The organism is Pontibacter amylolyticus (genome assembly GCF_014638845.1).
GTDB lineage: Bacteria > Bacteroidota > Bacteroidia > Cytophagales > Hymenobacteraceae > Pontibacter > Pontibacter amylolyticus.
Map to the genome: position 1 here is coordinate 930,601 of NZ_BMFP01000001.1, position 13,548 is coordinate 944,148.

Genomic DNA, 13,548 nt, shown 5'->3' on the forward strand with positions numbered 1-13,548 from the left:
AGTAAGGCCCGCCCGGCCAGGGCAAGCTATGAAAACAAAGTAGGTTATTATACCGATAACGTTAGCTCCGCCAGTTGCGAACTGGCTCCATGTGCCACCACAAGTTGCGCTAACGCTAAACTGGCGGTATGCTGAGCTATACCTGCAAAACCGCAACTTTACTAGAATATCACCTAATAGAAAAAGGGGCCAGAGGCCCCTTTATAGTAGACACCAGCGAAGACGCTCGCGCCATGGACAAAACTAAATTACCCTTGGTAACCCGTAATCCCACCAAGCAAATTCCTTACTTGCTTGAACCCCTGCTGCTGCAGAAACGCTTTGGCGGAGGCAGATCGCATACCGGACTTGCAGTGCACGATCACTTCCAGGTCCTTGTAGTCTTCTATGTCATCGAGGCGCTGCGGCAGCGCGCCGAGCGGGATGTTCTGAGCGCCTTCTATTTTGCTTTCCTGGTGCTCCCAGTCTTCACGGACGTCGATGATGATGGGCGTTTCGCCCTTGGCGAGTCGTTCCTTGAGTTCCTCGGCTGTAATGTCTGTTGTGATCATAATTTTAGTAGGATGCGTTTGGTAGTGAATGTATGATGATCGGTTTCAATTCGGATGGTGTATAAGCCTGGTGAAAGTCTCGGGAGGCGTACTGGTTCCTGCCAGACTGTTGCATTATGACGCAGAATCTCGCGACCGGTTACGTCGTAGAGCGAAAAAGATCGGTAAGAATCTGAAAAATGTAAAATACCGGTATTGGGGTTGGGGTATACCTTAAAGCTTGCCTCAATTGCTTCCTCTTCCAGCCCCAGCGCCTGCCCTGCCATCACAGGGCGTAGCATCACAGCACCAGCGTTGACAGAGTCCTGTTGCCAGCCGCTTACTACGGTATTGTAGAACAGGCGGCCGGTAGCTCCGGCATTGCGGTCAAAGCCGATGTTCAGGTATAGCGTGGCAGGTTGACTGAAGCCCACATAAAAAGTACCCTCCACCGGAACCGGCTGGTTCAGCTCCACCTCATAGAACGTATTGAGCCCCGCGTTCTGCTGCACCGGAAAGGACTGTTCGTGCAGTGTGCGCCCCGGGCGACCGTTGTCGTCTGCCCATATTCTGAAGACGATGGATACGTTGTTATGCCGCACGCCTACCTGCGGGAAATGCACCCGGAAGGCGCGCACCTGATCTGGAGCGGCCAGTACGAAACGCTGTGCCACCTGGGTATTGCCATAGGTATAGAGGCTGCTGTAACCGGCCTCGGCTGTGCCATCATCCAGGGCAAAGTAATCGCTGAAGGTGGTGTGTTGCAGGGTGCTATCATTGGCGCGTTGGCGGGCGTTCTGTTCTTTGGTATCGAGCCAGAAACCATGCTCTAGCACAAAGCTTTCCGGATTGAGGTTGAGGTTGCTGATGCGCGGTGTGGCGGTGATGCGACGCTGCCGTGCCTGGCCAGGTATAAGGGCTTCATCGCGCAGAAAGGTATCGGCCGGTGCGGTGCCGACCTGCCGGATAAAGGCACGCCAGGCGATGGCACCAGGCAGATCACCCAGGTTGTTGAGGCTACCAGAAATCTCGTCGCGCAGGTATAGCTCGGGGTTGGCCACGAACTGACGGGCAGGCACGGCGCTGTAGTCCATTAGAGGCGACACACTTTCGCTGATGCCGATGTCTCGGGTGGTGTTCTGATTGCGCCGACGGTTGCGGTCCAACTCCACGTAGTCGAGATTCCAGACGTCGCGCATGGCGTTGCGGGTGCCTTCGCTGCGGAACCGGAACTGAAACGCATCATGCAGAAAGCGCTGCTCCCGTACGTCCACCCATACCTGGGCAAACTCTGTTACCAGCCCGGGCGCGGTCTGCTGCCAGACCTGCACCCAATTACCATCGGCATCTTTGAACTCCAGGCGCAAAAAACGCGGGTTGTTATTATTTCGCTCCGGCGCACTCCCCTGCCCACCAGATTGCCAGTAAAAACTCAGGTATACCGAATCGGCCGGTGTGAGCCCCCCTAACCGGATGGGTTGCGAGGTAAGCGTGTCGGTTGGTCCGGCGAGGTTGCTGCCATAAGGTTCGCCCTGCGCATTGAGTCCGTCGAAGGTGACCACGTTGCGGGTGATTGGACGTAGGGAAAAGCGGTTGTTTACATAAGTGCCGCCATTGATCCAGTATGCCGGATCGGGGGCGATGGTGGCACCGGAAAAATCGTCGAAAAACGGTAGGGAAAGCGGGTTGTTCTCTGTTCGAAGTTGGTAGGAGCTGCTGGCAGGTATACGCTGCGGGTCCTGCTGCAAGGGCATCAGGACGCCCTGGGCCGAGGCAAATGAGCCGCAGCAGAGCAGTACCATCGTCAACAGAAACTGTTTTATACCCATAGCTTATATTAAATGCGCCCGCCACGGTTAGCAGCGGGCGCATTTGTTAGTCTATACCTTGCACAGGCTCTTCGCCGGCCACCCAAAGGTCTACCAACTCACCTGTTCGTATCTTAGCTTTTACATCGGCGATCGGACGCTGACGCACAATCGTGCCGTCCGGCTTACCGCTGCCTGCCACGTAAATGATATTGCCCAACTGGAGTTTCTGGCCTACCAGCAGCACCGAAGCCTCGTCGAGCGGCATGCCTACCACATCGGGCACTTCAAACTCGGTGTTGCCCAGTCCATCGCCCACATGCAGGTCTACGATAGCGCCTTTCGGCACCGGATCGCCCGGCTGTATTTCCTTCCCGTTCACAAACTGCTTCAGCACGGCCCCATGCTGCAGATCAGGCACATTGGTGATCTTTCCACGACGCAGGTTGTAGCTTTTAAGGATAAGCTCCGCATTCTTCACCGAACCGTCGATCAGCTTGGGCATCTTGATCATCGGCGGGTTTTTCATGTTGACGCTGATGTAGATTTTGCGGTTCTCCTTCACTTTGGAGCCCGGCGAGGGGTCTTGCGTCAGTATCTCAAAAGGCTTGTACTCTGGGTGATAGCTGGAGTCGTTTACGAAATAGCGCAAGTTCTGTTCCTCCAGAAATGGCTCCGCATCCGGCAGTTGCATACCTGTAATTTTCGGCACCGAAATAGTCTCGCCATGGTTGGTAGCCGAGGGCAGGTATAGGTAGAAGAATCCGAAGATCAGCCCGGCCACGATCACTCCCATCAAAGCCAGGTGCACCAGCACACCCACAAATGAATTCGTCTTTAACATTTATTTTGATTGCTAATTGTTTGCCCTTGCGGGGCTTTTGTTTTGTTGATGGATGAATTGTTAAATGGCTAGATTGTTTAATTGCTGTCCTTGAACGATTGACCCACCCCTGCCCCTCCGAGGAGGGGAACTATCCTGCAGAATAGTCCGCATGGGAATTAAGTGTGATAATCGTGCACCAAATCCCCTCTTGGGAGGGGCAGGGGTGGGTTAAGCATGCACCAATCGTGCACCCAACCATTTAACCATTCAACAATTTAACAATTTAATTACTCCTCGACTTATACCCTTCCAGCTCTTTAGCTCGCTCGTTTCTTTCCACACCGAAGGTCAGGATGCGGTCGATGAACTCGTAAGGCTTATAGCCGTTGATTGCAGTCTGGTGGAAGATGCAAGTTGCCGGTGTCATACCTGGCAGGGAGTTCACCTCGATGATGATGGTCTCCACCTCGTCATTTTCCAGCACGCGCACAAAGGCGTCGATACGGGCGTAGCCTTCTATGTTCAGGATCTGGGCCACGCGCTTCAGGTCTTCCTTCACCTGGTCAGAGATCTTCTGGCGACGCTCCGGGTCCTGTGCATAACGGGCCGGTGTGATGTTCTGCCCCTCCCCTGCCAGGAACTTCTCTTCCAGCGACAATACCTCTCCTTCCGCCAGTGCTTCGGAAGCTTCGAACACCTCGTACTCTACGGTGCCATCCGGTGCATACCTAGTCAGCAGGCCGCCGGTGATCTCGAGGAAGTGCTTCGCGCCGTTCCGGCTAATAAGCGTCTCCACCAGGTAGCCCTGCTTGTTCGGGAATTCTTCTTTGAAACCCAGCGAAAGCGTTTTGGCGCATTCCGTGTCCAGCTCTTCCATTTCGCGGAAGATCAGGGTCGTAAAGGCGTCCAGTTCCGCGCGGTTCTTGATCTTTTTCACAGCGGAGCTACAGCCGTCATCAGCCGGCTTGGCGATGAACGGATAGCGAAACTCGGTTTCAAGGCTCTGGTAGAAGGCTTCTTTGTCTTTCAGCCAGTCCTCTTTCCAGGCCATGCGGTGGTGCGCCACCGGCACGCCATGCTTGGCAAGAATCTCGTTGGTGTCGTATTTGTTGATGGTGATCTGCGAAGAGCTGATGCCGGAACCGTTGTAAGGTATAGACAGCTTCTCGAGTTCCTGCTGCAAGGCACCGTCCTCACCCGGACGACCATGGAGGGCGATGAACACCGCATCAACCATGTTCTGCAACTGGCTATAGGTCAGACGGCTCGGCTCATCCAGGCTCTTACCGGTATACTTGCGCGTGATGCCTTCAGCTTCATTGATGATCTCCTGCAACACCGGGTGTGGTTTGCCACCTTCCTCAAAATGATGGATCTTCTCTTTGATATCGTCGGCATTGTCCTTCAGCATGATGTTGATCGGAATGCTGTACAGACGATGCGCCTCGTTGCTACCTGTCAGGAAGATCGGAAGCGGCTCGTATTTGGTTGAGGAAGAAAGCTTCTCGTAAATGTTACGTCCGCTCTCTACCGAAATGTGTCTTTCAGAGGAATAACCACCCATGATCACCCCTACCCGGATCTTGTCGTGACGGTGGGCGTTCTCCTCGCGGATGGCATTGTCAAGCTTGTTCAATAGCCTGGTCAGCGACACAGTATCCTTACCCGACTTGAGGCGCTCAGCTACCGAGGTACGGATGATGTAGGTCAGGAACTGTGATGGGTTCAGGCCGATCTCCGCTGCCTGGTGGAAGAAGAACGAAGACGGCAGCATGCCTGAAGTCGTATTCGGGTCGTTCAGGAAGATGTTTCCTTCATTGGTTATGAAACCGTCGAGACGGGCGTATACGTTGAAGACCAGGTCTACGAACAGCTTGCTGCAGTTCTTGCGGATCTCCTGAATCTGCTCACTTGGCAAATTGATCGGCGTGATCTTACGCGCCAACCCCGGCAGGTACTTGGAGCGGTAATCAAACACCTCGTTGCCCTTCACGATCTCCGTTGGCGGCAGCGCAATCGGCTGACCGGCCTCGTCCTGCACTACGATGCAGGAGAACTCACGTCCTTTGATGAAGGCCTCGACCAACACCTGCTGCTCGTGCTCCACACTGGTGAGCACGATGGTTTCAGTGTCGGTGGTAGCAAAGGTATGGTTGATGTGGTTCAGCAGTTCTTCCGGGTGATACAGGATCGCGCCATCTTCGAGCACTACCGGCATACCGATGCCCTCGCGGATGTCGACCAGCTGCTTCATGCTGGCCACCTGCTTCTCCTCACCCAGCGCCTGCCATTGCGCCTTGTAAATATTCTTGGTAAAGAAACTGCGGTCCATGCCTTGCTCGAACAGGTCATAATTGTGCTCCTTTACAATGGAAACGCCAATCGAAGAACCCTGATGCGGCGCCTTCAACACCAGCGGCAAGCCCAGCTCCGCTACCAGCGACTCGAACAGCTGCTTACGGTTGCTTACGTCCTTCCACTCAGCGTACTGCACTTTGCGGTAATCGGGCGTCGGGAAACCGTGCTGCTTGAGCATCTCCTTCTGCGCGGCTTTGTCTATACCTATAGCGGATGGCAAAATACCTGATCCGGAGTACGGAATGTGGTACCATTCGAGCAAGCCCTGAATGCTGCCATCTTCGCCGTATGGTCCGTGCAGGGCCAGAAAAGCGAAGTCGAAGTGGTTGCGGAATTCGTGCGGCAACAGGCGCTTGCCGGCTTTAGCAATGATGCGGTCCTGCTCCTCGATGCTCAGCTCGCCCAGCGACTCCAGGTAGATCTGCAGTCCGTGCTCGCTCTCCGGCAGGGCTTCCACCGGCGGATAGAAGTCGCGGATGGTGCCTTTGTAGATATACTGCCAGTCCAGCAGAATGAAGTTGCCAAGGCTATCGGCAAACACCGGCACAGCCTCAAAAAGGGCTTTGTCTAAGTTGTCGTACACAGTACGGCCGCCCGCAAAAGAGATCTCACGCTCACGTGACGGTCCGCCAAATATTATTCCTACTCTCATGGTATGCAAAGGTAACAAATACACGCTGTATTTAAGGCGCAAAAGATACAGGATGCTTTTGGAAATACATAGCAAATTCGGGATTTATGATAGTTCGTTATGAGTATAACGCTAAGGCGTAGGGAAAATTCAATGTTTAACCAAGGGGAAATTAGTTTGACGGGCTGTCAATGAATGGAGTAGTAGAGCCTCATGAAGGTATAGCTGTCCTTCACTAATGGCGCGAGCGTCCTCGCTCGTGTCTGCTATGGTGGGGCCTCTGGCCTAGGTATAGCTTGCGTTGCTTTGTAGTTACGGCTGTTGCAGGTATAGCAACCTAATATTGTTTTATAGCTTCGCCTGTGCGGCGGGCACTCACTTTTTGTCTTGACACAAAAAGTAAGCAAAAAAGTCAAGACGATTTTAAACTCGCTGACCGCTCAAACACAAAATCGTCGGTGGTGCACTTGGCAGGGCTATTGGCTATGTAGCCCAAGGGGCAAGTTAGTCTTTCGATACGTGCAAGTAGACTGTGGCAATAACGACGAAGTTTATACCTGTAAAGTAGTAGTTACAGGCTCCCCGCCTTAGACAAGGAGGGGCAGGGGTGGTTGGACCCGGTACTGCAATGAAACTGCTGTAACTACAGTGCTTATACCTGTAGAAAGGCAAAGACTAAACCCCCTCTCGAGAGGGGAAGGGGTGGGTATAATCGTGCCCTCCCTTAAGAAAATATAAAGACCGAACCCGGTATTGATAAGCAAGCTCTTCCTATCCTACTGTCCTCCCCCTACCCCCTCCAAAGGGGACTTTCTGCTACTATTATTTACCAGTTTCAAGCTTCGTAGCACCTGTCTCCCGAGCTTCAACTGTTCTTACTCACCCCTGCCCCTCTCAAGAGGGGATGTGTCCCCTAAGGGGTACCCTTTATAATCATGCACAACTCCCTCCCCTGTTCTTAGGGGAGGGCTGGGGTGGGGTAAATTATACCCTTTTCCCTATATTTGTACAACCATTTACGCATACCGGAAACAAAAACTCCGCAAAAACGAAAAACCAGTAAGACTAACGAAAAAGACAAGTACATGAGAACTGTAGACGCGTATAACTTTGCCGGCAAGAAAGCTTTGGTCCGGGTGGACTTCAACGTGCCACTCGATGCTGACTACCGCATCACCGACGACACCCGCATCCGTGCGGCCGTGCCGACTATCCAGAAAATATTGAATGATGGCGGTGCTGTGATTCTGATGTCGCACCTCGGTCGCCCGAAAGCCGGTCCGGAAGAGAAATACTCGCTTCGCCACTTGGTAGACCGCCTCTCCAAAGAATTCAACACCACGGTAAAGTTCGCTGATGACTGTGTAGGCCCCGAAGCGGTAAAGCTGGCGCAAGACCTGCAGCCGGGCGAGATCCTGCTGCTGGAAAACCTGCGCTTCCACAAAGCCGAAGAGAAAGGCGACGCGGAATTTGCCAGAGCGCTCTCCACATTGGGTGATGTGTACGTGAACGACGCCTTCGGTACTGCGCACCGCGAGCACGCTTCTACAGCCGTGATTGCCCGCTATTTCCCGAACGACAAGGTAATGGGCTACGTGATGCACGCCGAACTTGACAACGCCCGTCGCGTGATGGACAACGCCGAGCGCCCCTATACCGCCATCATGGGTGGTGCCAAGATATCGGACAAGATCCTGATCATTGAAAAACTAATGGATCGCGTGGACAACCTGCTGATCGGCGGGGGCATGAGCTATACCTTCGTGAAGGCGGACGGCGGACAGATCGGTTCTTCGCTAGTGGAAGAAGACAAAGTAGAACTGGCAAGCCGCCTGATCGCGATGGCTAGAGAAAAAGGCGTGAACCTGATGATACCGGTTGACTCCATTATAGCAGACGAGTTCAGCAACGACGCCAATGTGGACACGGCACTCAGCCATCACATCAAGCCGCTCTGGATGGGCCTCGACATCGGACCGAACGCCCGCGAAATGTACGCTGACGTAATCCGTAACTCAAAGACTATCCTGTGGAACGGTCCGATGGGTGTGTTTGAAATGTCGAACTTCTCGGTAGGTACAGAAGCCGTTGCCGAAGCCGTTGTGGATGCCACCCGTCGCGGTGCTTACTCGCTGATCGGTGGTGGTGACTCTGCTGCTGCTGTCAACCAGCTGGGTTATGCCGACCGCGTGTCTTATGTGTCAACCGGTGGCGGTGCGCTGCTCGAGTACATGGAGGGTAAAACGCTTCCGGGTGTAGCTGCTATCGAGCGGGATGACTATTAACCTTTAAAGCTACGGCAATGGCGCGCGTGTCCTCGCTCGCGCTATAGAACCCAAATACAAATCCCCCGCTGCTCTCCAGTAGCGGGGGATTTTACTAAACAACAGAAACTAATAGCTTTCACCCATTACTTTTGTCCAGACAACACCTGATCAAACCGGTACTTTTTAGCTCTGAAGGCCGAATAAACTTTACAAGAGCAAGAGAAAACATGAAAATCTATACCCTGCTGCTGGCGCTTTTGCTGGCTTGTCCTTTTGCGGCATCAGCACAAACGCCGGATGGAAATCCGCCGCTTTTCAATTTCAAACGCGGTGTTGGCATCGTGACGCCCGATAGTTCTTTTTCTGTCAACATGCGCTTCCGCATGCAGAACCGGGCGATGTATAACTCGATTTCCGAAGACGACTTTGGGGTGTCGGAGTACGAAATGCGGGTGCGTCGATTGCGCCTGCGCTTCGAGGGTTTTATGTACTCACCAAAGCTCACTTATAACATCCAGCTCTCCTTTTCGCGCGGCGATATGGACTGGAGCATGCGCGACCAGTCCAACATCAACAACAGCCCCAACGTGGTGCGCGATGCCGTGGTGTATTACAAACCGAACGACAGATGGCAGTTTGGCTTCGGACAGACCAAACTGCCGGGCAACCGCCAGCGTGTGGTTTCTTCCGGGGAGCAGCAGTTCATTGACCGTTCTATTGTGAATGTGGGCTTCAACATTGACCGTGACTTTGGCTTCCAGGCGGTGTACAACAACGGCATTGGCAACTTCCACTACCTGATAAAAGGAGCGCTTACTTCCGGAGAGGGCCGCAATGTGTTCAGCACGGACAAGGGCCTGGCGTATACCGGACGTTTGGAGATTCTACCGCTTGGCAAATTCACCAACGGAGGCGATTACTTTGAAGGAGATCTGGAGCGCGAACCCACCCCGAAACTGTCGCTGGCCGGTGGCATGAGCCACAACGAAGATGCCCGCCGCACCGGTGGCCAGGTGGGCCGTGACCTGTACGATAAAACCGACATCCAGTCCTACATTTTTGACGGCCTGCTTAAATACAGAGGGGTAGCCCTGTACGCCGAGTACATGGCCCGTGAGGCGGACAACCCGATCACTATGAACGCAGCAGGCGAGCGTCGTCACGTCCTGACCGGTCATGGTCAGAACTACCAGCTGAGCTACATTTTCCCGAATAATGTGGAGCTTGCCGGCCGCTATTCCCGCATCACCCCAAACAGTGAAGTGCGATCCTTCGAAAACACCGAAGAAGCTTTCTTGTTAGGCACAACCAAATACCTCCGTGCTCACCGACTCAAGCTGCAGGCAAATGTGGGCTATCACTCCCAAAATCCTTTTATGCCAGTCAACAACGACTACCACTGGACGGCCGGTGTGCAGATTGAGCTTGGGATATAGAGCGGCAACAGGTATAGCATCCCTCCGCTAATTAAATTGCGTATTCCCGATAATGTACGGAACTTGCAAGCCCTAACACCTGCGTATGGAAGAACAGAAGAACAACCCCCTGCACGGCAAAACGCTTGAGCGCATCCTGGTGCAGCTCGTAGACTACTATGGCTGGGAGGAACTGGGGTATAAGATCAACATCAACAGTTTCAACAGTAACCCAAGCATCAACTCCAGCCTCAAGTTTTTGCGCAAAACACCCTGGGCAAGGCAGAAGGTAGAAGAGCTCTACATCAGAACCTTTGCCAACAAATAGGTGCCTCTCAACAGACCAGATATGAAAGATTACAAAAAATACTTTATCGTGCCTGCCCATCCTGAAGAGGTATACGCGGCTCTGACCAACCCCAACACGATCCAGCTTTGGTCAGGCGATCCGGCGGAGATGTCGACGCAACCGGGTTCAGAGTTTTCGCTTTTTGAGGGGAACATCGTCGGCAAGAACCTGGAGTTTGAGGAGGGCAAGATGCTCGTGCAGCAGTGGTATTTCGGTGAGCAGGAGGCTAAATCCATCGTCACCATCAAACTGCATCCGCACAAGCATGGCACCTCCGCCGAGCTGCGCCACCTCAACATACCCGACGAGGCCTACGAAGACATTGTGGAGGGCTGGAACGAAGCTTATTTCGGTGCCCTGATCGAGTTTTACGAAGACGAGTTTTAGGCTTTGAGCTTTCTAGAAGTATCCGGCCTACAGGTGCAGGAAGACGGTCATACTGTGCTGCACAACATCAGCTTTGCGCAGGGCGAGTATGAGAAACTGGCGATAGCGGGCGAAACAGGCTCTGGCAAAAGCACCCTGCTGCAGGCCATTGCCGGACTAGTACAGCCCAGTGCCGGACAGATCACTTTCGAGGGCAAACGCGTGATCGGTCCGCACGACAAACTGGTGCCGGGCCACGAAGGAATTGCCTACCTGTCGCAGCACTACGATTTACCCCAGTTCCTGCGGGTGGAGCAGGTGCTCCGCTATGCCAACACGCTGCAGGGCGACGAGGCCGAAACGCTGTACGAGGTATGCCGCATCAGTCATCTGAAGCAGCGTAAAACCAACCAGCTTTCGGGTGGGGAACGCCAGCGCATTGCCCTGGCCCGCCTGCTTAGCACCTGGCCAGACCTGCTGTTGCTCGACGAGCCTTACTCCAACCTCGACAAAGGCCACAAGGAGTTACTGAAAGAGGTTATTCACGACATCACGGAGCGGCTTGCCATCACCTGTATCCTTATCTCCCACGATCCGCACGATACCCTTTCCTGGGCCGACCGCATTTTGGTGATTGAGGGAGGCCGCCTTGTGCAGCAAGGCACACCCGAACAGGTATACCGCCACCCGGTGGATGCGTATACCGCTGGCCTGTTCGGCAGCTTTAACCTCATACCTGCTGCCGTTGCGTCGGAATTCACGGCCAGGACAGGTATACCAGCCTCTGGCCGCGATCTGCTGGTACGCCCGGAGCATTTAAAGTTCGTGGATAAAGGTATAGCCACACTGACGGGCACGGTGCAAAAAGCAATATTCTATGGCGGATTCTATGACGTGCAGGTGCAACTACCCGGCATCAGCGTCACAGCCAGAACACAGGCTATACCTGCCAGTACCGGCGAAACGGTATACCTGACAGTTCAGGCAGATGACATTACCTTGATTTAGAATTTTTAGCTTTAGGCGCTAAGCACGCCTAGTCCACCATATTGCCATTCGACGTTTCCCGCTCGCGTAGCACCCGTGCCGTGACGAGCAGCTGCCCTACGTGGCGCATGCTGTGCTCGGCGGCATGAAAGAGCAGGCCTATCACCGTGGACTCCACCTGCGCCCGTCCTACCCTTCTGGTTTCGGTCAGGCTACTTTCGTCTGTCTGCCGCAACTGCTCCATGGCCTTCTCCACCTGCTCGTTAAACTTCTGCACCAGCGTTTCGGACAGTCTGTCCTCCCCCACCGGTTTGCCTTCGGCGTACAGATAGGCCAATTGCTGTTCGTTCAATTGCTCGCCGCGGGCATAGGTAAAGAGGCGCTCCAGTATGCCGGTGAGGTGCTGCAGGTGGTAGCCCACTGAGGCCACACCGGCAGGTCGCTCCCAGAGCAGTTCGTCCGGAAAATCCTGCATAAAGTTTCCGACTTCTTCGCGGGCCTGCAGCAGTGCGTGGGCTGCTGGTTGCAGCATGGCAGGCACATCAGGCAGCGGTCCACGCAGCCATACTTCGAGGTTTTTGGTTTGTGTCATAAGTTGAAGGGCTTGTATATGAGCGATGTACGCAATCAGGAGATAAAGAGCCTATCTATTATGATTTTTTAAAATCCAAAAGATCGCTACGCCACTCCATTTTCGGTTTGCTCCATCCACGGATTATACCTAATATGCAGCCATCCTATTGTATAACCTATACCTGATTTTATGCCAGCTTACATTATTTTAGACATAGACGTAACTGACGCCGCTACGTACGAAGAATACAAAAAACTGACGCCCGGCTCGCTGCAGCCTTTTGATGGTAAATTCATCGTGCGAGGCGGTAATCCGCAAAATCTTGAAGGCGACTGGAGCCCAACCCGCATCGTAGTGCTCGAATTCCCGACCATGGAGCAAGCCAAAGCCTGGCACTCTTCTGATGAGTACGCCCCAGCCAAAGCCCTGCGCCAAAGCGCCTCCAGCACCCAAATGATCGCAGTGGAGGGTTGTGCTGATGGTTAAATAGTTAAATTGTTGATGGTTAAATTGTTGATGCTTGGGTGCACGATTGGTGTATGATTAACCACCCCTGCCCCTCCGAGAGCAGGTCCGTGTCATTCCCCTAAAAACTATCCCCTTGAGGGGATCATAGGGGTGTTAACTCGAGGCCGGGCTACTACGGGATACTAATTCACCCACAGTAGTAGACACCCCTCTGAGGGCTTCGAACTCTCGTTCTCACTTGTCGTCAAGGGGAGAATCCGAGGAATGAAATACCCCCTCTTCGGAGCGGCAGGCTACTCGTTCAAGAACAACAATTTAACCATCAACAATTTAACAATCTAACATCACCCTCTCCTGTTCAGGTAGCCGAGCGCCTCTTTCACAGAGATCAGATCTTTTTGCTCGTGGTAACAGCGGATGCGCTCCATCTCGCCGGCGATGAGTCCGGCGCGGGTGTCTTCGAGTTTGCCTTGCGAGTGCGTCACTTCCTCCTGCCAGGGCATCGCCTTGCCGGGCAGGCTGTACAAGTATAGCTCCGGGTACTCCCGAAGGGCTGCGGTAATGGCCGTCATAAAAGCGCGCGGCTGCTGGAAGGGGGATGCTGTCACGACCAGACTTTTGAAACCCTGCTCTTTTGCATAGCGCACTGCCGATGTCGCCTCAATCAGTGTATGCAGCAGATCGGTATCGGCGGGCACGGGCGGAACAGGTATAATTTGCTCCTCTCCTATACCTAGCTTTTTCATTTCCTCTTTCCATACCTCAAACCCTGGATAGCCACTCATGGCATTGGTGCCGAGGCAGAGCACTTTGTCGGTATGGCCGCTCTGCAAAAACTGGCAGGCCGTTTCGAAGGCCGCCTGTTGGTTATCTTCGGTCTGGCCGAACAAAAACAAGCCGTCCACCGGCTTGTCAGGTATTGTATCGCACAGGGCGCGAATGATGAGTTCTTCTAGCATAGCTCCGCTT

Annotated in this window: 12 protein-coding genes; 6 read left to right on the plus strand and 6 right to left on the minus strand. The window is 53.7% G+C overall.

The window, feature by feature from the left end:
* Positions 1-248: 248 nt before the first annotated feature.
* From IEV97_RS04075 to IEV97_RS04090, 4 genes are all read right to left on the minus strand, one after another.
* On the minus strand, positions 249-551 hold the full coding sequence (locus IEV97_RS04075) for a rhodanese-like domain-containing protein (RefSeq protein ID WP_188500202.1): 303 nt from the start codon (positions 549-551) through the stop codon (positions 249-251).
* Positions 548-2,359, minus strand: coding sequence for a T9SS type A sorting domain-containing protein (locus tag IEV97_RS04080; RefSeq protein ID WP_188500203.1), 1,812 nt, complete (start codon positions 2,357-2,359; stop codon positions 548-550). The genes IEV97_RS04075 and IEV97_RS04080 overlap by 4 nt, the downstream gene beginning before the upstream one ends.
* A 46-nt stretch (positions 2,360-2,405) precedes the next feature.
* Positions 2,406-3,182: a PASTA domain-containing protein gene (locus tag IEV97_RS04085; RefSeq protein WP_188500204.1), complete on the minus strand. Its 777-nt coding sequence runs from the start codon at positions 3,180-3,182 to the stop codon at positions 2,406-2,408.
* A 265-nt stretch (positions 3,183-3,447) separates the two neighbouring features.
* On the minus strand, positions 3,448-6,174 hold the full coding sequence (locus tag IEV97_RS04090) for a D-alanine--D-alanine ligase family protein (protein ID WP_188500205.1): 2,727 nt from the start codon (positions 6,172-6,174) through the stop codon (positions 3,448-3,450).
* A 1,064-nt stretch (positions 6,175-7,238) separates the two neighbouring features.
* Here IEV97_RS04090 and IEV97_RS04095 point away from each other — a divergent pair.
* From IEV97_RS04095 to IEV97_RS04115, 5 genes are all read left to right on the plus strand, one after another.
* On the plus strand, positions 7,239-8,438 hold the full coding sequence (locus IEV97_RS04095; protein ID WP_188500206.1) for a phosphoglycerate kinase: 1,200 nt from the start codon (positions 7,239-7,241) through the stop codon (positions 8,436-8,438).
* Positions 8,439-8,647: 209 nt separating this feature from the next.
* Positions 8,648-9,856, plus strand: coding sequence for a porin (locus IEV97_RS04100; protein WP_188500207.1), 1,209 nt, complete (start codon positions 8,648-8,650; stop codon positions 9,854-9,856).
* Between the two features lie 85 nt (positions 9,857-9,941).
* Positions 9,942-10,163, plus strand: a complete 222-nt coding sequence (locus tag IEV97_RS04105) for a VF530 family protein (RefSeq protein WP_188500208.1) — start codon at positions 9,942-9,944, stop codon at positions 10,161-10,163.
* Between the two features lie 21 nt (positions 10,164-10,184).
* Positions 10,185-10,571 carry an SRPBCC domain-containing protein gene (locus IEV97_RS04110; protein ID WP_188500209.1) on the plus strand — a complete coding sequence of 129 codons (387 nt, stop codon included), beginning with the start codon at positions 10,185-10,187 and terminating at the stop codon, positions 10,569-10,571.
* A 3-nt stretch (positions 10,572-10,574) separates the two neighbouring features.
* On the plus strand, positions 10,575-11,558 hold the full coding sequence (locus IEV97_RS04115) for an ABC transporter ATP-binding protein (RefSeq protein ID WP_188500210.1): 984 nt from the start codon (positions 10,575-10,577) through the stop codon (positions 11,556-11,558).
* A gap of 28 nt (positions 11,559-11,586) precedes the next feature.
* Here the strand turns inward: IEV97_RS04115 and IEV97_RS04120 are convergent, their stop codons facing one another.
* Positions 11,587-12,129 (minus strand): DinB family protein, encoded by a 543-nt coding sequence (locus IEV97_RS04120; protein WP_188500211.1) that lies wholly within the window; start codon positions 12,127-12,129, stop codon positions 11,587-11,589.
* Positions 12,130-12,300: 171 nt separating this feature from the next.
* On the opposite strand from IEV97_RS04120, the gene IEV97_RS04125 reads away from it, so the two are divergent.
* Positions 12,301-12,597: a DUF1330 domain-containing protein gene (locus tag IEV97_RS04125; RefSeq protein WP_188500212.1), complete on the plus strand. Its 297-nt coding sequence runs from the start codon at positions 12,301-12,303 to the stop codon at positions 12,595-12,597.
* A gap of 326 nt (positions 12,598-12,923) precedes the next feature.
* Here IEV97_RS04125 and IEV97_RS04130 read toward each other — a convergent pair whose 3' ends face one another.
* Positions 12,924-13,538 (minus strand): YdcF family protein, encoded by a 615-nt coding sequence (locus IEV97_RS04130; protein ID WP_188500213.1) that lies wholly within the window; start codon positions 13,536-13,538, stop codon positions 12,924-12,926.
* Positions 13,539-13,548: the final 10 nt, after the last annotated feature.

What these genes read in the sequence shown, in the direction of transcription:
- IEV97_RS04075 (WP_188500202.1), bottom strand. Translation starts at nt 551, where the DNA reads ATGATCACAACAGACATTACAGCCGAGGAACTCAAGGAACGACTCGCC.
- IEV97_RS04080 (WP_188500203.1), bottom strand. Translation starts at nt 2,359, where the DNA reads ATGGGTATAAAACAGTTTCTGTTGACGATGGTACTGCTCTGCTGCGGC.
- IEV97_RS04085 (WP_188500204.1), bottom strand. Translation starts at nt 3,182, where the DNA reads ATGTTAAAGACGAATTCATTTGTGGGTGTGCTGGTGCACCTGGCTTTG.
- IEV97_RS04090 (WP_188500205.1), bottom strand. Translation starts at nt 6,174, where the DNA reads ATGAGAGTAGGAATAATATTTGGCGGACCGTCACGTGAGCGTGAGATC.
- IEV97_RS04095 (WP_188500206.1), top strand. Translation starts at nt 7,239, where the DNA reads ATGAGAACTGTAGACGCGTATAACTTTGCCGGCAAGAAAGCTTTGGTC.
- IEV97_RS04100 (WP_188500207.1), top strand. Translation starts at nt 8,648, where the DNA reads ATGAAAATCTATACCCTGCTGCTGGCGCTTTTGCTGGCTTGTCCTTTT.
- IEV97_RS04105 (WP_188500208.1), top strand. Translation starts at nt 9,942, where the DNA reads ATGGAAGAACAGAAGAACAACCCCCTGCACGGCAAAACGCTTGAGCGC.
- IEV97_RS04110 (WP_188500209.1), top strand. Translation starts at nt 10,185, where the DNA reads ATGAAAGATTACAAAAAATACTTTATCGTGCCTGCCCATCCTGAAGAG.
- IEV97_RS04120 (WP_188500211.1), bottom strand. Translation starts at nt 12,129, where the DNA reads ATGACACAAACCAAAAACCTCGAAGTATGGCTGCGTGGACCGCTGCCT.
- IEV97_RS04125 (WP_188500212.1), top strand. Translation starts at nt 12,301, where the DNA reads ATGCCAGCTTACATTATTTTAGACATAGACGTAACTGACGCCGCTACG.
- IEV97_RS04130 (WP_188500213.1), bottom strand. Translation starts at nt 13,538, where the DNA reads ATGCTAGAAGAACTCATCATTCGCGCCCTGTGCGATACAATACCTGAC.